We start from the raw sequence: 15951 nt of genomic DNA, 5'->3' as shown, positions 1-15951 counted from the left end.
GGCGGGGCGCCGGATCGCCCGGCCACATCGAGACCTCCCAGGTCTGTGGACCGGCACGGTGCTACCGTCCGGAACCCCTCGGCAGGCATTCACGCACCAACCGCCCGCCGTGCCACTCGACGACCTCGCGCTGTCAGCGGCCGTACGCCTCCAGCAGGCGCAGCCACACCTCGCTGACCGTCGGGAACGCGGGAACGGCGTGCCACAACCGATCCAGCGGCACCTCGCCGACGACCGCGATCGTCGCCGCATGCAGCAGTTCCGCGACGTCCGGGCCGACGAGGGTGAACCCGACGATCACCTGCCGGTCCTCGTCGACGACCATCCGGGCGTTTCCCTGGTATCCCTCGGCGTGCAGGGCGGATCCCGCGACGGCGGCCAGGTCGTAGTCGACGACCCGGATCCGCAGCCCGGCGGCCTCGGCGGCGGCTGCGGTCAGCCCCACCGACGCGATCTCCGGGTCGGTGAAGACGACCTGCGGCACGGCACGCTCGTCGGCGGTGGCGACGTGCCGGCCCCACCGGCCGTCCTCGACCGCCTCGCCCCTGGCCCGCGCCACGATGACGTCGCCCACCGCCCGAGCCTGGTACTTGCCCTGGTGGGTCAGTAGGGTGCGCCGGTTGACGTCACCGGCGGCGTACAGCCATCCGTCGCCGAGCAACGCCCCGTCGTCGTCGACGACCCGCAACGTGTCGTCGACCGTGAGCCAGGCACCGGGCTTCAGACCGATCCTGTCGAGGCCGATGTCCTGCGTGTTCGGCGTACGGCCGGTCGCGACCAGGAGTTCGTCGGCTTCGACCTGCTCGCCGTCGGTGAGCGTGATGTGCACCGCGCCGTCGCCGTCCCGGTTCACCGACCCGGCCTCGGCGCCGAGGCGCACGACCACACCGGCCTCCCGCAACGACTGCGTGACCCGCTCGCCGACGAACGGCTCCGCCAGGGGCAGCACACCGTCACGGGCCAGCACCGTCACCGTGGATCCGAGACCTGCGAACGCGGTCGCCATCTCCGACGCCACCACGCCACCCCCGATGATGGCGAGCCGACCGGGAACTCCGGTCGCGGCGGCTGCCTCCCGACTGGTCCAGGGTGCCGCCTCGCGGAGGCCGGGGACATCCGGAATCAGGGCGCTGCTGCCGGTCGCGACGACGACCGCATGCCGAGCGGTGAGCGAGACGGTCGGGCCGTCCCCGCCGGCCCAGACCTCGACCACCCGGTCGGACCTGATCCGTCCCTGGCCGCGATACAGCGCGATCCCGGCCGAGTCGAGCCAGGACACCTGCCCGCTGTCCGACCAGTTGGAGGCGAAGGAGTCGCGACGGCGCAGCACGGCTGCCGCGTCCAGGTCGCCCGTCACCGCCTCACGCGCGCCGGGCAGCCGACGTGCCGCCCGGAGCGCGGTCGCGCTGCGCAGCAACGCCTTGGTCGGCATGCAGGCCCAGTATGAGCACTCACCACCGACCAGTTCCCGCTCGACGACGGCGGCGGTCAGGCCGCCCTGCACGACCCGGTCGGCGACGTTCTCCCCGACCGGCCCCGCGCCGATGACGACGACGTCATAGGTAGCGTTTTCCATGTCAGTTCGCCTTGGCGGCGCGGCCGAGGCGGATGGCCGAGATGAGGAAGAAAATGGCGCCGGGGATGGCGTAGCCGATCGCGTTGGTCAGCATCGGGTTCTCCGTGGAGGCACCGGCGATGAACGACCCGCCGGCGAGTACGGAGATGCCACCGCTGATGATCATCGGCCACTGGCCACCCATCCCGCGGCGGGTGACCGCCACGATCAGCTGAACCAGCCCGGCCACGACCGCCCAGGCGCCCCACACGCGCAGGACCGCCGGTATGCCGGACGCGCCGGCGATGGCCAGGCCGACCGCGGCGAGCAGGCTGACCGCGACGTTCACGTACAGCAGGGTGGGCGATCCGGTGGCGCGCGACGCGCGGGCGTCGACGACGGCGGCGGCCACGTCGAACAGCGGGTAGAGCACGAGCAGCGTCACGGTGAGCGGGCCGAGGTGCTTGGCGAGCGGGAACATCACGAGGGCCCAGACGATGGCGAACGCGAAGCGGACGAAGTACAGCCGCCGCAGGGTGGACGCCGTCGTCGAGACGGCGGGTGCGGTAACGGTGGTCATGGTGATCCTTTCGGTGGTTACCGAGGGAAACCGCAACTAAGCGGGCACCGCAGTTGAAAACACCACTAGAACGAACGTTCTGTCTCGCTAACCATAGCGACTTCGTGTCGACGTGGCAAGACCGAACGTTCTATCCCTACTATCGGCTCATGGCACCTAGCGAGACCGGCACCCGGCCGTCCGAGGCGCGGCAACGGCTCCTCGACACGGCGACCAGGATCTTCTACGGGGAGGGAATCCACTCGGTTGGCGTCGACCGGATCATCAACGAGGCGAAGGTGACCCGGGCCACTTTCTATCGGCACTTCCCCGGCAAGGAGGACCTTGTCCTTGCCTATCTGCACGCGGCCGATCACGCCATCCGCAGCCAGGTGGAGACGGCCATCGCCGCCGGCCTCCCGGCGCCCGACGCCCTCCGGGCCGTCGCAGAGTCGATTGCCCAGAGCATCCAGTCCGCCGGCTTTCGCGGCTGCGCCTTCCTGAACGCCGTGGCCGAGTACCCCGATCCCGACCACCCGGTGCACCAGGCCGTCCTCGCGCATCGGCGGTGGTTCCTCGACACGGTCAACACCTTGATGGCGAACATCCAGGAAACCGAGGCCGAGCCCGCCGCGCAGCACTTCGTGATGCTCCGCGATGGCGCGATGGCGGCCGGCTGCCTGTTCGACCGGGCACTGATCTGCGAGACCTTCCTCCGCGGCGTCGAGGGACTCATCCGGACCCACTCCGCACGCCAGCCGAGCAGGTAGCGGCTCGCCGCGTACCGAGCCGAACCGACTGTGCCGGACTAGGGTGGATAGATGACGGCGCAACCCTTCGTGCTGGTCCGCGGCGAGGTGGTCCGGGAGGTTCCCCCGGAGATCGCCCGCTTCTCGGTGACGGTCGCCGCCCGGGACAAGAACCGCCCGGCGGCACTGTCCCGGCTGGCCGAGCGGTCCGAGGCGGTCCGGGCGCTGGTCGACGAGTACGGCGACGCCATCGAGCGCCGGGAGACCGGCGACCTGTGGGTACGCCCCGAGCTGAAGCGCTCCGGCGAGAAGGTGACCGGGTACGCCGGCAGCGCCACCACCGTCGTCACGGTGACCGACTTCGGGGTGCTCGGCGAGTTGATGCTCCGGCTGGCCGACCAGGACCAGGCCACCGTCGCCGGCCCGTGGTGGGAGCTGCGCCCGGGCAGCCCGGTGCACCGGGAGGCACGGCGGGCCGCCGTCGCCGAGGCGATCGCCCGGGCCCGGGAGTACGCCGACGCGCTCGGCGCCGAGGTGACCGCCCTGCTGCACCTCTCCGACGCCGGCCTGACCGCGCAGCCGCTGATGATGACCCGGGCCGCGCACACCATGGGCTACCGGGCGGCCGGCGGAGCGCCGCCGGAACTCGAACTCGACCCGCAGGTGCAGACCGTGCACGCCACCGTCGAGGCCCGGTTCGCCATCACCCCGCCCCGACTCGCACCGGAATAATGCCGGTGCGCGACGGCGGCGTGCCGCACTAGCCTGCCGCCATGACCGCCGCGACCCGTACCCGAGTCATGCGCCGGCCCCGGAGGGGCCGGAGCTAGGTCGCGCGCGCCAACCGCCCGCGTCGACGGGCCTCTCGATTCTTCGAGGGGCCCGTTTCGGATGTGGCCGGGCCCCTCCCGAGCACCTCTGGAGGAGCGCCATGACCTACCTGACGACACCGATCTACTACGTCAACGACCTGCCGCACGTCGGGCACGCGTACACGACGGTGCTGGCCGACGCGCTGGCGCGCTGGGAGGGGCTCTGCGGCCGGCCGGTCCGGCTGGTCACCGGCACCGACGAGCACGGCGCCAAGGTGCGCCGGGCGGCGGCGGAGGCCGGAATCGCGCCGGCCACGCTCGCCGACCGCACCGCCGGCCGGTTCCGGGCCACCTGGGACCGGCTCGGCATCGGGTACGACGAGTTCGTCCGGACCACCTCGGCCCGGCACCGGGAGACAGTGACCGCACTGCTGACCCGGGTGCACGACGCCGGTCACCTCCGCCCCGGCCGGTACGACGGGCGGTACTGCGTCGGCTGTGAGGCGTACACGACGGAGCCGGTCTGCCCGGTGCACGGCCGGCCGACCGAACTGGTCGGCGAGGAGAACTGGTTCTTCCGGCTCGCCGAGTTCGCCCGGCCGCTGGCCGAGTGGTTCGAGCGGTGTCCGGACGCGGTCCGGCCGGCCAGCCGCCGCAACGAGGCGCTCGGCTGGCTGCGCCGGGGACTTGCCGACTTCTCGATCAGCCGGGCCAACCTGGACTGGGGCATCCCGCTGCCCTGGGACCCGACCCAGGTGACGTACGTCTGGTTCGACGCCCTCGGCAGCTATCTCACCGCCGCCGGCTGGCCGGCGCCGGAGTTCTCCCGCTGGTGGCCGGCCCGGCACGTCATCGGCAAGGACATCCTGCGATTCCACGCGATCTACTGGCCGGCGATCCTGCTCGCCGCCGACCTGCCACTGCCGGAGCGGATCACCGTGCACGGCTTCCTGCTGCAACGCGGCAGCAAGATCGCGAAATCCGGGCAGCGCACCGTCGCCCTGGACGACCTGCTCGACCGGTTCGGCCCGGAGGGGCTCCGCTACCACCTGCTCCGGGACAACCCGGTCGGCCCGGACGGGGAGTTCTCGCCGGCCTCGGTCGAGGCGCGCTACAACGCCGACCTGGCCAACACGCTCGGCAACCTGCTCTCCCGGGTGACCGCGCTGGTGGTGTCCAGGTGCGCCGGGACCGGCCCGGCGCCGAGCCGGCGCTCCCCGCTCGCCCCGGCCGCCGCCCGTGCCGCCGAGGCCAGCGCCCAGGGCTGGGCGGCCGGGCAGCCGTCCGACGCGCTGGCCGCCGCGTGGCGGCTGGTGGCGGCGACCAATTCGTACCTGGTCTCGGCGCAGCCGTGGCGGTTGCCGGCCGACTCGCCCGAGGCGGCCACGGTACTCGGGGACGCGCTGGAGGCGCTGCGGATCGTCGCCGTACTGGCCGCCCCGGCGGTGCCGGAGACCGCCGCGCGGATCTGGCGGCAGATCGGGCTCGACGGGTACGCCCCGCGGGTCCCCGACGACCTGGCCTGGGGCGGATATCCGGGCGGCCACCGGGTCAACCGCGCCGCGCCGCTCTTCCCCCGGCTCGCGGCAGGGGTGCGGTTGCCGGCTGGCGGGGTGGGATAGTTCCCCGGTGCGCCCCGAACCGTTCCGCCACACCCTGGACCAGTTGGTCGCCCGGGCCCGCACGCTGGCGTCGACCGGGCCGCGCCGGCTGCTCGGCATCACCGGCGCGCCCGCGGCGGGCAAGTCGACCCTGGCCGGACTGCTGGTGACGGCGCTGCACGGCATCGCCGAGCTGGTGCCGATGGACGGCTTCCACCTGGCCGAGGCCGAACTGCACCGGCTCGGCCGGCACGCCCGCAAGGGCGCGCCCGACACCTTCGACGGGGCCGGGTTCGTCGCGCTGCTGCGCCGGCTGCGGGCCGGTACCGAGACGGTGTACGCGCCCGAGTTCCGCCGCGAACTGGAGGAGCCAATCGCCGGGGCGATCCCGGTCCCGCCGTCGGTGCCGCTGGTGGTGGTGGAGGGCAACTACCTGCTGGTGCCCGACCAGCCCTGGGACGAGGTGCGCGAACTCCTCGACGAGGTGTGGTTCCTCGACCTCGACGAGACCGAGCGGCTGCACCGGCTGACCGAGCGGCACATCGCGTTCGGCCGGGAACCGCTGGAGGCGGCGGCTCGGGCCCGGGGTACCGACCAGCGCAACGCCGAACTCATCGCCGGCACGATCGACCGGGCCGACCTCGTCGTCCGGATGGCACCGTCCAATCCGGCCTGACGCCGCAGGTCCGTTCCGACCTGTCGACATAGGTCCCGGATTGCTCACTGCCCATCGGTCGGTACCACTACCCGGCGGGGTGATGGCGAAGCGCATCGAGGACTGGTAGACCGATCGGCGAAACTGTTTCGACCAGGGGTGTGCAGCCGCCGGCGACGATCGGCAGGGGAGCGACGATCGGCAGGAGAGCCGTGTCAGTTCGGAAACTGTTGGCCGGGTACGCCGGGGTGAACGCCGCGCTGGTGGTCGGCTTCTTCGCCCTGCCGGTGCCGCGTCCGGTGGTGACCGCCGCGTTCGGACTGACCAGCATGGCGGCCGTCGCCATCGGAGTCCGCCGCTACCGGCCGGAGCGCGGGTACGCCTGGTGGCTCTTTGTCGCGGCACTCGGGGTCTTCGCGGCCGGCGACACCGTCTACCTGCTCGCCGCGAACCTGCCGCTCGGCGACTCCCCGGCCGACTCCGGGCTCGTCTCCGACCTCTTCTATCTGGTGATGGTGCCGCTGATCGGCGCCGGGCTGCTCGGGCTGACCCGTTCCACCACCGGGGCCCGGAACCGGTCCGGACTGCTCGACTTCCTGATCTTCACCACCGCCGGTGCCTTCCTGCTCTGGGTACTGGTGATCCGGCCCTACCTGGTCGGTCCGGGGCCGAGCACGTTCGAGCGGTCGGTGCTGGCCGCGTACGCGCTGCTCGACGTGCTGCTGCTGGCCACCACCGTGCGGGTGGCGGTCACCTCGCAGGGCAGCGTCGCCGGGCTGCTGCTGGTCGCGGGCGCGGCCGGGATGCTGGTCTCGGACATCGGCTACGGCGCCGCGCTGCTGCACGGCGAGTGGCAGCCGGGCGGCCCGAACGAGCTGGGCTGGCTCGCCTTCTACGTCGCCTGGGGCGCCGCCGCGCTGCATCCGTCGATGGCGCGGCTGACCGAGCCGGCCACGCCGCCGGACAGCGAGATCGACAAGACTCACCTGGTCCTGTTGGGCATCGCCGCGACGCTCGCCCCGGCGGTGCTGCTCTTCGAGGTGGTGAACGGGGACGTCCGGGACGGCGCGGTGATCGCCGTGGTCGGCGGGGTGGTCTTCGCCCTGGTGCTGAGCCGGCTCGGCGACGCGGTGGACGGGCACCGGCAGGCGGTGGCCCGGGAGCGGAGCCTGCGGCAGTCCGGCGCCGAACTGGTGGCCGCGACCGACACCGCCGAGGTGCGCCGGGCGGTACGGACCGCGGTGGCCCGGCTGGTGCCCCGGCAGTCCTCGCACCGGATGGTCTTCACGATCAACCACGCGGACGGGGTGCCGGCGGCCGCGGTGAGCATCTGGGGCCCGGGGATGGCCACGCCGGCACCCTTCTATCCGGCCCCGACCGCCGCCGCTGCCCGGCGCAGCCGGCTGCTCCGGATCCGGACCCTGCAACCGGCGCTGGCCGAGCAGCTCCGCGGCTTCGAGACCGTCGTGCTCTGCCCGCTGGTCGGTGACGGCCGGGTCGACGGCGGGGCCAGCGGTGCGCCCCGGGTCGGTGCGCTGCTGGTGGCCACCGACAGCCGGCTGCTGCCGGCGCTGCGGGACTCGCTGGAGGTGCTGGCCGCGCAGGCGGCGATGGCGCTGGAACGGATCAGCCTGGCCCAGGAGATCAACCGCCGGGACAGCGAGGCGTACTTCCGCAGCCTGGTGCAGAACGCGGCGGACGTGATCCTGATCGTCGACGACGACCACCGGGTCCGGTACGCCAGCCCGTCGCTGCGGACCGTGCTCGGGGTCGAGCCGGCCGACTGCACCGAACTGGGCACCGTGCTCTCCCCCGAGGACCAGCTCTCGGTCCCCGCCCTGCTCGACACGGCGCTCGCCGAATCGGACCGCCGAGGGGTCGGCTGGAGCGTACGGCGGCCCGACGGGCAGCGGGTGCAGCTCGAGGTGACCTGTCGGGACCTGCGCCGGGACCGGACCGTACGCGGCTTCGTGCTGACCCTGCGGGACATCACCGAGCGGGTCCGGCTGGAGCAGGAGCTGACCCACCGGTCGGTGCACGACGCGCTGACCGGGCTGGCCAACCGGGCCTCCTACCAGGACCAGGTGTACGAGGCGGTGGAGAAGGCCCGGGACGCTGACCGTACCGTCGGCACGCTCTCCATCGACCTGGACGAGTTCACCGCGGTCAACGACACCCACGGGCACGCGATCGGGGACGCGCTGCTGATCGCCGCCGGGCAGCGGCTGCGGGAGATCGTCGGGCCGAACGACCTGGTGGCACGGCTCGGCGGCGACGAGTTCGCCGTGCTGATCCCGGACGCGGACGACCCGGAGCAGGTCGAGCAGGTCGCCGATCACCTGGTCCGGGCGCTCGCCGAACCGCTGGGGGTCGGCGACACCGTGGTCAACGGGTCGGTCAGCGTCGGGGTGGCCACCACCGCCGACGCGAGCGATGCGGGGGAGCTGCTGCAACGCGCCGACCTGGCGCTCTATGTCGCCAAGGGGGCCGGCAAGGGGCGCTGGTGCCGCTACCAGTCGGAGCTGCACACCGCGATCGTGGAGCGGCTGGAGCTGCGGGCCGCGCTGACCGAGGCGGTGCAGAAGCTCAGCTTCTCGGTCGACTACCAGCCGATCGTCGACATGCGGACCGGGGCGGCGGTCGGCTTCGAGGCGCTGGCCCGGTGGCACCATCCGGCTCGGGGGCCGGTGCCGCCGGAGCTCTTCATCGGGCTGGCCGAGGAGACCGGGCTGATCGAGCCGATCGGCGACTACGTGCTGCGCCAGGCGGCCGGTGCGGTGGCCCGGTGGCGCGCCGAGCGGGGCGCGACGGATGCGCCGTACGTGAGCATCAATGTCTCGGCCCGGCAACTGCGTACCCCGGGCTTCGTCGGCACCGTACGCGCGGCGCTGGCCGCCGCCGACGTACCGCCGGACCGGGTGATGCTGGAGATCACCGAGAGCCTGCTGCTGCGGGACCAGGAGCCGGTCTGGGCGGAGCTGTCCGAGCTGCGCTCCCTCGGCCTGCGGGTCGCCATCGACGACTTCGGCACCGGCTTCTCGTCGTTGAGCTACCTCCAGCAGATGCCGGCCGACGTACTCAAGATCGACCGGTCGTTCACCGAGACGGTGGCGTCGTCGCGGCGGCAGCGGCTGCTGGTGGAGGGGATCATCCGGCTGGCCGGCACCCTGGGCCTGGACATCATCGCCGAGGGGGTGGAGACGGAGGCGGTCCGGACCATCCTGCTGGACATGGGCTGCGCCTCCGGGCAGGGCTACCTCTTCGCCCGGCCGTTGCAGGACCACGACGTGCTGCGCTGGCTCGGCGAGGCACCCGCACCCGGCACGGTCCCGAAGCCCCGCCCGTCCGCCGAGTGACGCCGGCCTTCTGCGCCGCGGAGGGAGGCGACGGTCAGCCGGCCAGCGGTCGGAGGACCCGGGCCGGGTTGCCGACGGCCAGTACGCCGGCCGGCAGGTCCCGGGTGACCACGCTGCCGGCGCCGACCACGGTGTCCGGGCCGATGGTGACCCCGCCGAGCACGATCACCCCGCCGCCGAGCCAGGCGTTGTCGCCGATGGTGATCGGCCGGGCCGCCTCCCAGCCGGTCCGGCGCTGCTCCGGGTCGAGCGGGTGGTGCGGAGTCAGCAGTTGCACGTTCGGCCCGATCTGCACGTCGGCACCGATCTCGATCGCGGCGACATCCAGCAGTACGGCGTTGACGTTCAGGTACGACCGGTCGCCGAGACGGATCTGGCTGCCGTAGTCGCAGTAGAACGGTGGCCGGACCACCACCTGCTCGCCGACCGCGCCGAGCAGCTCGCGCAGCAGCGCCTCGTGCTGCTCCGGCCGGTCTGCGGCGGTCGAGTTGTAGCGCTGCACGAGCAGGGCGGCGCGCCGGGCCAGTGCGACCAGTTCAGGGTCGTCGGCCCGGTAGAGGTCACCGGCGAGCATCCGCTCCCGCTGCGAGCGTGGATCCGCACCGGTGTCCATTCGGCGGCTCAGTCGTTGGCGTGCAGGGCGGCGTTCAGCTCGATGCCCCGGCCGGTTCGCGGCTTCGCCTCCAGGGCGCCGGTCACCGAGTTGCGCCAGAACAGCAGCCCGTCGACCCCGGACAGCTCGCGGGCCTTGACCACCCGGCCGTCCGGCAGGGTCACCTTCGAGCCGGCCGTGATGTAGCAGCCCGCCTCGACCACGCAGTCGTCGCCGAGCGAGATCCCGATCCCGGCGTTGGCGCCGAGCAGGCTCCGCTCGCCGATCCGGACCTTCTCCTTGCCGCCGCCGGAGAGGGTACCCATGATCGAGGCGCCGGCACCGACGTCGGAGCCGTCCCCGACCACCACCCCGGCGACGATCCGGCCCTCCACCATCGAGGAGCCCAGCGTGCCGGCGTTGAAGTTGCAGAAGCCCTCGTGCATCACCGTGGTGCCGCTGGCCAGGTGCGCGCCGAGGCGTACCCGGTCGGCGTCGGCGATCCGGACCCCGGACGGGACCACGTAGTCGGTCATCCGGGGGAACTTGTCGACCCCGTAGACCGCCAGGTGCCGGCCGGCGGCCCGCTCCAGCACCCGCAGCTCGTCGACCCGCTCCGGCGGGCACGGGCCGGCCGAGGTCCAGGCGACGTTGGCCAGCACCCCGAAGATGCCGTCGAGGTTCAGCTCGTTGGGCCGGACCAGGCGGTGGGAGAGCAGGTGCAACCGGAGGTACGCGTCGGAAGCGTCCTTGATCGGGTCGGCCAGCGAGCCGATCTCGGTGACCACCACGGCGGTACGCAGCCCCGGCAGCGCCCGGTCGCCGATCGCGCCCGGCGGCAGGTCGAGTACGTCGGCGCCCTCGCCCGCGACCAGCGGCGACGAACCGAGGCCGAGCTTGCCGGTCGGATACCACGTGTCGAGCACCTGGTCTCCGGCGAGCGTGGCCACTCCGATCCCCCAGGCGGGCTGTGCGGTCGTCACCCGGTTTACCTCTCCGTCATCCGTCTGGCACCTCGGCTCAGCCGTGAGTGTGGAACGTCATTTCCGAGCCTTGGACGCGTCCCGCCGATACGACCTTGACGGTACCGTCTCCCACCATGGAGAACCCGCTCACCCCCGAGGTGTTGGCCGATCCGGTCGCGTTGACCCGCGCCCTGGTCGACATCGAGTCCGTCTCGCGGAACGAGAAGGAGATCGCGGACTGCGTCGAGGAGGTGCTCAGGAACGTCCCGCACCTGACCGTGGCGCGACACAGCAACACGATCATGGCCCGTACGGACCTGGGCCGGGCCCAGCGGGTGGTGCTGGCCGGGCACCTGGACACCGTGCCGTTGAACAACAACTTCCCGTCCAGCGTGCAGGGCGACCTGATCTACGGCTGCGGCACCTCGGACATGAAGTCCGGGGTGGCGTACGCGCTGCACCTGGCGGTGAGCGTGCCCGAGCCCCGGTACGACGTCACCTACTTCTTCTACGAGGCCGAGGAGATCGAGTCCCGCTACAACGGGCTGACCCTGGTCGCGCAGGCGCATCCGGAGTGGCTGACCGCCGACTTCGCGGTGCTGCTGGAGCCGACGCACGGGGTGGTCGAGGCGGGCTGCCAGGGCACCATGCGGGCGATCGTCAGCGCCACCGGCCGGCGGGCGCACTCGGCCCGCTCCTGGAACGGGGTGAACGCGATCCACGGGATCGGCGGGGCGATCAACCGGCTGGCGGCGTACCAGGCCCGGATGGTCACCATCGACGGCTGCGTGTACCGCGAGGGGATGAACGCGGTCCGGATCAGCGGCGGGGTGGCCGGCAACGTGGTACCGGACCTCTGCGAGATGGAGGTGAACTACCGGTTCGCCCCGGACCGGACGGCCGAGCAGGCGGAGGCGCACGTACGCGAGGTCTTCGACGGCTATCAGGTCCGGGTGACGGATTCGGCGCCCGGTGCGCTGCCCGGGCTGACCGCGGCACCGGCCCGGGAGTTCCTGACGGCGGTCGGGGCGGACCCGATCGGCAAGCTCGGCTGGACGGACGTGTCGCGGTTCGCCGCGCTGGGCATCCCGGCGCTCAACTTCGGGCCGGGCGACCCCAACCTGGCGCACGCCCCGGACGAGCACGTCGAGATCGGCAAGATCCGGGACGGCGCGGCCACCCTGCACCGCTGGCTCGCCTCGCACTGACCTCCGCGTCGCGTCGCACGGAGTTTCGGCGTCGCGTCGAAGGTTTGATCCGGTGCCGGCCGGCGGTGGCCCCTTTGCCGCCGGCCGGCACCGGTTTCCCCGTGATATTCGGTCGGCGGACTACCCGTCGACGTGTTGCTGCGTACGCGATTCCTGGTCCGGCCCCGGATCGTCGATGGCGCCGATCGGCGCGGCGTTGCGCGCCATCCGGCGCTCCGCAACCACCGCCCGGATCCGGCGCTGCATCTGCCGTCGAAGTCGGATGATCTCCCCGCTGGTCATCACCGTTGCCCCCCGAAGGTGCGCGGCCGTGGTGTGGGCGCCGCGCGTTCCCCCTTGTGAATGGTAAGACGCCCGCCAGCCCCGTTCGGTTGCGTCGACGCTGGATGTTTGTCCCGTGACGTACCGGATCACGCCACCCCGTTCGCGGTCCACCGGATTACCGTGGACCCCATGAACCACAACGAGGGGCGAAACGGCGGCCGGGGTCGGGGACCGGAACGGCATCGGGGTGCGGTCACCCTGCGCCGCGAGGCCATCCCGTTGAGTACGGCCGACCAGCGGCTGCTCGACTCGCGCAGCCGGGGCGACTGGAAGACCAAGGACGCCTGGCGGGCACTGCGCATCCTCTCCGAGTTCGTGGAGGGCTTCGACACCCTGGCCGACCTGCCCCCGGCGGTCAGCGTCTTCGGCTCGGCCCGCAGCAAGCCGGACAGCCCGGAGTGCGTACTCGCCGAAGAGCTGGGCGCGGCGCTCGCCGCCGCCGGCTATGCGGTGATCACCGGCGGCGGGCCGGGTGTGATGGAGGCCGCCAACCGGGGCGCCACCGAGGCGGGCGGGCTGTCGGTCGGGCTCGGTATCGAGTTGCCGTTCGAGCAGGGCATCAACGACTGGGTCGACATGGCAATCGACTTCCGGTACTTCTTCGCCCGCAAGACCATGTTCGTCAAGTACGCCCAGGCGTTCGTGGTGCTGCCCGGCGGCTTCGGCACCCTGGACGAGCTGTTCGAGGCGCTCACCCTGGTGCAGACCGGCAAGGTGACCCGGTTCCCGGTGGTCCTGATGGGCACGGCGTACTGGAGCGGCCTGCTCGACTGGCTCCGGGACACGCTCGCCGCCGACGGCAAGATCGGCCTGGCCGACCTCGAACTGATCATCGTTACGGACGACGTGAACGCGGCCGTCCGGCACATCGTGGAGGCGGACGCGGCGCTCGCGGCCGAGCAGGAGGCGCTCCAGGAGACCGCGATCGCCCAGGCCGAGGCGGCCCAGCAGTCGGCCGCCGGAGGACGCAACTCCCGCTGAACGATCGATCTCCCGGACACGTCCGGCGTGCGGCCCGCCCCCCGGTCCCAATGGGGGCGGGCCGCCGGTCTCTCCGGTTACGACAGGACCCGGATGCTCCCCGGGGAGAAAACCGTGGAGTCGCCGGGCGGAAGGGCGAGCGACGGGAAGCCGGTGCAGAACCCTCCGGTGTAGACCACGATCGTGGCGTCGGTCTGGTTCCGCACGATCGTGTCGGGCGGGAGCGCCCCGTTGATGCTGTGGCAGCCGGCGGGCGGGTTGACCAGGATGGTGCTCGGGCCGGTCGGGCTGCTGACGATGACCCGGCCGGTGGCGGCGAGGCTGGGCGAGGCGGCGAGCCCGACCGCCGCGCCCGCCACCGCACCGACCACGGCCACCCGGGCCGCCCGGCGCCAGCCGCCTGAGCGACGGGTCGTCGTACGGGACCGCGTCGGTGCCGCTTCCATGGTTTCCATACGGATCCTCCCCAGGGATCGAAGTGCTGCTCGGTGCCCGGCCTTCGCCTATGTGTCAGCTCCGAAGCCGGAGCATCGGCGGTCTTCGTCGGCCGGTTGGCTGGCACGCTACGGCTCGGCGACTTCATTTCGCTTTCAGGGCGCCATCGCCGAGGTGGCGCGGGGGAGCGCGGCGGGCTCGCCGGCGCAAGGCCGGCGGCTCTCGCTTGACAGGCAAGTGAGCACTTGCCTATAACTGTGCTCATGGACGCGAACTCCGACCTGTTCAAGGCCATCGGTGACGCGACGCGACGCACCATCCTGGATGAGCTGGCTGACAAGGACGGTCAGACGCTGTTCGAGATCTGTAGCCGGCTCACCATGAAGCACGGCCTGGGCTCCTCACGCCAGGCCATCTCGCAGCACCTCGCGGTGCTCGAACAGGCCGGGCTGGTGCGCACCCGGCGGCAGGGCCGGTACAAGTTCCACCACCTCGACACGAGCCCGCTGCGCTCGATCGTTGAGCGGTGGCCCATCGACCGAGAGGAACCAAATCCGTGATACGTATCAACCTCACCAGCGTGCTCGTCGACGACCAGGCCAAGGCGCTTGCCTTCTACACCGAGAAGCTGGGGTTCATCAAGAAGACCGACGAGCCCGCCGGCGAGGCCCGCTGGCTCACCGTGGTGTCCCCGGCCAACCCGGACGGTGTCGAGTTGCTGCTGGAGCCGGACGGCCACCCGGCGGCGGGTCCGTTCAAGAGTGCCCTGGTCGCCGACGGTATCCCGTTCACCCAGTTCGCCGTCGACGACGTGTACGCCGAGGTCGAGCGGCTCAAGGGGCTGGGCGTCGAGTTCACCCAGGAGGCGACCGACCTGGGGCCGGTGGTCACCGCCGTCTTCGACGACACCTGCGGAAATCTGATCCAGATCGCCGCCATGAAGTAGTCGCGCACGCCTGCCGGTCCCTGCTGCCCGCCCGATTCGGTTTGGCGGGGCCGGGCGGGCGGCCGAGGTTCGGAGGTGGCGCTCGCGACTAGGTGGTCAGGAGGTCAGGTCGGCCGCTGCCCGCAGGGCCGCGTGCAGGTCGTCGTGGCGATGCACCAGGGTCACCGCGCGATCGCGTACCCGGAACAGCGTTGCCACCCTGGTCGGCCCGGTACGGCCCGCGTCCGCTCTTGTGGGGTCGAGCCAGGTCGCGTCCTGTTCGACCACGATCGTGTCGGCGTTGACGGGGTGCCAGGAGACCGGGTGCAGGGCGATCCCCGAGTCGACGATCCACTCGACGAATGCGTCGGCCGAGATCGGGCCGGTCCCGCGCGGCCCGGATACGTCGACCGGGTCGGTCACGGTGGCGCGGGCCGCTGACAGGTCCCGCTGGTTGACGGCGGCGTGCCACCGGGAGACGGCTTCCTCTAGCATGATCCTCCTCCGTATGCGTTTCGCATGCGACCGTATGCGAAACGCATACTGCTGGCAAGGGGAGGGGCGGCGAATGGCTTCCGACGGGCGCGTGCTGTTCTCGTTCGTGCGTTACTGGTCACGGCGCTGGACCGGCGCCGGTTTCGGCGTCGACGCCGAGCGGGGCCGGGACGTGATGGTCGTGGAGGCGGTGGCGGCACTGACCGGTCGGGGCGTCGCGGCGTCGGTCAACGACGTGGCGCGGGAACTCGGCGTCGACCAGTCCGGCGCGAGCCGGATGGTCTCCCGGGCCGAACGACTGGGGCTGCTCGCGCGGGCCCGACCATCGGTCGTCGGCGGGGCGACTGCGATCTCCGTCACGGGTGAGGGCCGGGAACTGCTGCGTGCGGCGCACGCCTGGCAGGAGAAGGTCCTGCGGACCCTCACCGCCGACTGGTCGCGCGAGGAGGTCCGTACGCTGGTCGAGCTGATGGGCCGGCTGGTCGAGGCCCAGAACCGCATCGACGCCCGATAGCGCGATGCGAGGTCTTCTGGGCGTGCACGGGGTATATGCGGCTCTAGACGACCTGCTCCGGGGGCAGCCGCCGCTTGCGCATTTCGTCAGGTGCCAACCCGCGTGTCTCGTCGAGCATCTGGCCGAGTCGGGCCTCGAAGGCTTCCGGGCCACCTGCCGTCTCGACAGCACGCTCCAGATGACCGGACTCCCGCCAGCGCCGAACCTCGCGCATCGTCCTCCCAG

The 15951-nt window shown here is 72.1% G+C and carries 18 protein-coding genes; 10 read left to right on the top strand and 8 right to left on the bottom strand.

Annotated elements, in window-relative coordinates:
• Nucleotides 1-133: 133 nt before the first annotated feature.
• Together AAH979_RS33230 and AAH979_RS33225 are read right to left on the bottom strand one after the other, a co-directional pair.
• Nucleotides 134-1576, bottom strand: a complete 1443-nt coding sequence (locus AAH979_RS33230; RefSeq protein ID WP_346262084.1) for an NAD(P)/FAD-dependent oxidoreductase — start codon at nt 1574-1576, stop codon at nt 134-136.
• A 1-nt stretch (nt 1577) separates the two neighbouring features.
• Nucleotides 1578-2135, bottom strand: a complete 558-nt coding sequence (locus AAH979_RS33225; protein ID WP_346262083.1) for a hypothetical protein — start codon at nt 2133-2135, stop codon at nt 1578-1580.
• Nucleotides 2136-2284: 149 nt separating this feature from the next.
• Between AAH979_RS33225 and AAH979_RS33220 the strand changes: the two genes are divergently transcribed.
• The 5 genes from AAH979_RS33220 to AAH979_RS33200 all read left to right on the top strand — a co-directional run bounded on the left by AAH979_RS33220 (nt 2285) and on the right by AAH979_RS33200 (nt 9287).
• Nucleotides 2285-2884: a TetR/AcrR family transcriptional regulator gene (locus tag AAH979_RS33220; RefSeq protein ID WP_346262082.1), complete on the top strand. Its 600-nt coding sequence runs from the start codon at nt 2285-2287 to the stop codon at nt 2882-2884.
• Between the two features lie 51 nt (nt 2885-2935).
• Nucleotides 2936-3595 (top strand): SIMPL domain-containing protein, encoded by a 660-nt coding sequence (locus AAH979_RS33215; RefSeq protein ID WP_346262081.1) that lies wholly within the window; start codon nt 2936-2938, stop codon nt 3593-3595.
• A 199-nt stretch (nt 3596-3794) separates the two neighbouring features.
• Nucleotides 3795-5297, top strand: a complete 1503-nt coding sequence (locus tag AAH979_RS33210) for a class I tRNA ligase family protein (RefSeq protein ID WP_346262080.1) — start codon at nt 3795-3797, stop codon at nt 5295-5297.
• A gap of 7 nt (nt 5298-5304) precedes the next feature.
• Nucleotides 5305-5952, top strand: coding sequence for a nucleoside/nucleotide kinase family protein (locus AAH979_RS33205; RefSeq protein WP_346262079.1), 648 nt, complete (start codon nt 5305-5307; stop codon nt 5950-5952).
• A 191-nt stretch (nt 5953-6143) separates the two neighbouring features.
• Nucleotides 6144-9287 (top strand): bifunctional diguanylate cyclase/phosphodiesterase, encoded by a 3144-nt coding sequence (locus AAH979_RS33200; protein WP_346262078.1) that lies wholly within the window; start codon nt 6144-6146, stop codon nt 9285-9287.
• 34 nt (nt 9288-9321) lie between these two features.
• Here the strand turns inward: AAH979_RS33200 and AAH979_RS33195 are convergent, their stop codons facing one another.
• The gene (locus AAH979_RS33195) at nt 9322-9900 is read right to left on the bottom strand and encodes a sugar O-acetyltransferase (RefSeq protein ID WP_346262077.1); all 579 of its coding nucleotides are present in this window, start codon (nt 9898-9900) and stop codon (nt 9322-9324) included.
• An 8-nt stretch (nt 9901-9908) separates the two neighbouring features.
• The gene (dapD, locus tag AAH979_RS33190; protein ID WP_346262076.1) at nt 9909-10862 is read right to left on the bottom strand and encodes a 2,3,4,5-tetrahydropyridine-2,6-dicarboxylate N-succinyltransferase; all 954 of its coding nucleotides are present in this window, start codon (nt 10860-10862) and stop codon (nt 9909-9911) included.
• Nucleotides 10863-10978: 116 nt separating this feature from the next.
• Here dapD and dapE point away from each other — a divergent pair, with 116 nt between their 5' ends.
• Nucleotides 10979-12052 carry a succinyl-diaminopimelate desuccinylase gene (gene dapE / locus AAH979_RS33185; RefSeq protein ID WP_346262075.1) on the top strand — a complete coding sequence of 358 codons (1074 nt, stop codon included), beginning with the start codon at nt 10979-10981 and terminating at the stop codon, nt 12050-12052.
• Nucleotides 12053-12172: 120 nt separating this feature from the next.
• Here the strand turns inward: dapE and AAH979_RS33180 are convergent, their stop codons facing one another.
• Entirely contained in the window at nt 12173-12487 is a 315-nt protein-coding gene (locus AAH979_RS33180; protein WP_346262074.1) for a hypothetical protein, read from the bottom strand.
• 18 nt (nt 12488-12505) lie between these two features.
• Between AAH979_RS33180 and AAH979_RS33175 the strand changes: the two genes are divergently transcribed.
• Entirely contained in the window at nt 12506-13357 is an 852-nt protein-coding gene (locus AAH979_RS33175) for a TIGR00730 family Rossman fold protein (protein WP_346262073.1), read from the top strand.
• A gap of 77 nt (nt 13358-13434) precedes the next feature.
• Here AAH979_RS33175 and AAH979_RS33170 read toward each other — a convergent pair whose 3' ends face one another.
• The gene (locus tag AAH979_RS33170; RefSeq protein WP_346262072.1) at nt 13435-13812 is read right to left on the bottom strand and encodes a hypothetical protein; all 378 of its coding nucleotides are present in this window, start codon (nt 13810-13812) and stop codon (nt 13435-13437) included.
• A gap of 243 nt (nt 13813-14055) precedes the next feature.
• Here AAH979_RS33170 and AAH979_RS33165 point away from each other — a divergent pair, with 243 nt between their 5' ends.
• Together AAH979_RS33165 and AAH979_RS33160 are read left to right on the top strand one after the other, a co-directional pair.
• Nucleotides 14056-14352 carry a metalloregulator ArsR/SmtB family transcription factor gene (locus AAH979_RS33165; RefSeq protein WP_346262071.1) on the top strand — a complete coding sequence of 99 codons (297 nt, stop codon included), beginning with the start codon at nt 14056-14058 and terminating at the stop codon, nt 14350-14352.
• Nucleotides 14352-14738, top strand: a complete 387-nt coding sequence (locus tag AAH979_RS33160) for a VOC family protein (RefSeq protein WP_346262108.1) — start codon at nt 14352-14354, stop codon at nt 14736-14738. The genes AAH979_RS33165 and AAH979_RS33160 overlap by 1 nt, the downstream gene beginning before the upstream one ends.
• A 96-nt stretch (nt 14739-14834) precedes the next feature.
• Here AAH979_RS33160 and AAH979_RS33155 read toward each other — a convergent pair whose 3' ends face one another.
• Nucleotides 14835-15212 carry a hypothetical protein gene (locus AAH979_RS33155; protein WP_346262070.1) on the bottom strand — a complete coding sequence of 126 codons (378 nt, stop codon included), beginning with the start codon at nt 15210-15212 and terminating at the stop codon, nt 14835-14837.
• A gap of 73 nt (nt 15213-15285) precedes the next feature.
• On the opposite strand from AAH979_RS33155, the gene AAH979_RS33150 reads away from it, so the two are divergent.
• Nucleotides 15286-15726, top strand: coding sequence for a MarR family winged helix-turn-helix transcriptional regulator (locus tag AAH979_RS33150; RefSeq protein WP_346262069.1), 441 nt, complete (start codon nt 15286-15288; stop codon nt 15724-15726).
• Nucleotides 15727-15769: 43 nt separating this feature from the next.
• Here the strand turns inward: AAH979_RS33150 and AAH979_RS33145 are convergent, their stop codons facing one another.
• Complete coding sequence (locus tag AAH979_RS33145; RefSeq protein ID WP_346262068.1) at nt 15770-15940, bottom strand: hypothetical protein; 171 nt, start codon at nt 15938-15940, stop codon at nt 15770-15772.
• Between the last annotated feature and the right edge of the window lie 11 nt (nt 15941-15951).

It is taken from the genome of Plantactinospora sp. ZYX-F-223 (genome assembly GCF_039649625.1).
GTDB lineage: Bacteria > Actinomycetota > Actinomycetes > Mycobacteriales > Micromonosporaceae > Plantactinospora.
Note: the sequence above shows the minus strand (reverse complement) of the source record. Positions and strands in the feature narration are given on the sequence as shown.

Bases quoted from the DNA above. Each gene is read 5' to 3' on its own strand.
- AAH979_RS33230 (WP_346262084.1), bottom strand. From the start codon at position 1,576: ATGGAAAACGCTACCTATGACGTCGTCGTCATCGGCGCGGGGCCGGTC.
- AAH979_RS33225 (WP_346262083.1), bottom strand. From the start codon at position 2,135: ATGACCACCGTTACCGCACCCGCCGTCTCGACGACGGCGTCCACCCTG.
- AAH979_RS33220 (WP_346262082.1), top strand. From the start codon at position 2,285: ATGGCACCTAGCGAGACCGGCACCCGGCCGTCCGAGGCGCGGCAACGG.
- AAH979_RS33215 (WP_346262081.1), top strand. From the start codon at position 2,936: ATGACGGCGCAACCCTTCGTGCTGGTCCGCGGCGAGGTGGTCCGGGAG.
- AAH979_RS33210 (WP_346262080.1), top strand. From the start codon at position 3,795: ATGACCTACCTGACGACACCGATCTACTACGTCAACGACCTGCCGCAC.
- AAH979_RS33195 (WP_346262077.1), bottom strand. From the start codon at position 9,900: ATGGACACCGGTGCGGATCCACGCTCGCAGCGGGAGCGGATGCTCGCC.
- dapE (WP_346262075.1), top strand. From the start codon at position 10,979: ATGGAGAACCCGCTCACCCCCGAGGTGTTGGCCGATCCGGTCGCGTTG.
- AAH979_RS33175 (WP_346262073.1), top strand. From the start codon at position 12,506: ATGAACCACAACGAGGGGCGAAACGGCGGCCGGGGTCGGGGACCGGAA.
- AAH979_RS33170 (WP_346262072.1), bottom strand. From the start codon at position 13,812: ATGGAAACCATGGAAGCGGCACCGACGCGGTCCCGTACGACGACCCGT.
- AAH979_RS33165 (WP_346262071.1), top strand. From the start codon at position 14,056: ATGGACGCGAACTCCGACCTGTTCAAGGCCATCGGTGACGCGACGCGA.
- AAH979_RS33155 (WP_346262070.1), bottom strand. From the start codon at position 15,212: ATGCTAGAGGAAGCCGTCTCCCGGTGGCACGCCGCCGTCAACCAGCGG.
- AAH979_RS33150 (WP_346262069.1), top strand. From the start codon at position 15,286: ATGGCTTCCGACGGGCGCGTGCTGTTCTCGTTCGTGCGTTACTGGTCA.
- AAH979_RS33145 (WP_346262068.1), bottom strand. From the start codon at position 15,940: ATGCGCGAGGTTCGGCGCTGGCGGGAGTCCGGTCATCTGGAGCGTGCT.